Source organism: Variovorax sp. P4_B11, from assembly GCF_056402355.1.
Genome location: NZ_JBFUHO010000171.1, coordinates 1 through 681, shown reverse-complemented (window position 1 = coordinate 681; position 681 = coordinate 1). Strand labels below are relative to the sequence as shown.

Below are 681 nucleotides of genomic sequence, written 5' to 3'. Positions count from 1 at the left end.
CTCAAGCTGATCGTGGCCAAGGAAGGCACGCTCACCATCGACCTCGAGGACGACATCGTCGCSGCCTGCCGCATGGCGCAGGACGGCCAGGTCACCAAGAASTAAGCCCGCACAGAGCGAACCCCGGAGGAGCACCGCCATGGAYCCCGTATCCCACACCGTCATCAACCTGATCATCTTCGTGCTGGCGATCTACGTCGGCTACCACGTGGTGTGGACCGTCACGCCGGCGCTGCACACGCCGCTGATGGCGGTCACCAACGCGATCTCGGCGATCGTGATCGTGGGCGCCATGCTGGCGGCCGCGCTGACCGAGACGGGCCTGGGCAAGACCATGGGCGTGCTGGCCGTGGCGCTGGCCGCGGTCAACGTCTTCGGCGGCTTCCTGGTGACGCGGCGCATGCTGGAGATGTTCAAGAAGAAGGACAAGAAGGCCGCGCCTGCCGGTGAGGCGACTGGCAAGGGGAATGCAGCATGAGCATGAACGTCGTCACGCTGCTGTACCTGATCGCGAGCGTCTGCTTCATCCAGGCCCTGAAAGGCCTGAGTCACCCCACCACCTCCATCCGCGGCAACCTCTTCGGCATGGTCGGCATGGCGATCGCCATGCTGACCACCGCGGCGCTGATCGTCCAGCTCTCGGGCGGCAAGGCGATCGGCATGGCCTGGGTTGGCCTGGGT

At 65.6% G+C, this 681-nt stretch carries 2 protein-coding genes; both read left to right on the top strand.

Annotation, left to right across the window (positions count from 1 at the left end):
* Positions 1–139: 139 nt before the first annotated feature.
* Positions 140–478, top strand: a complete 339-nt coding sequence (locus AC1DYD_RS41480; RefSeq protein WP_478178508.1) for an NAD(P) transhydrogenase subunit alpha part 2 — start codon at positions 140–142, stop codon at positions 476–478.
* Positions 475–681: NAD(P)(+) transhydrogenase (Re/Si-specific) subunit beta (locus tag AC1DYD_RS41475; protein WP_478178507.1), on the top strand; the 207-nt coding region annotated here is incomplete at its 3' end. The genes AC1DYD_RS41480 and AC1DYD_RS41475, both read left to right, overlap by 4 nt.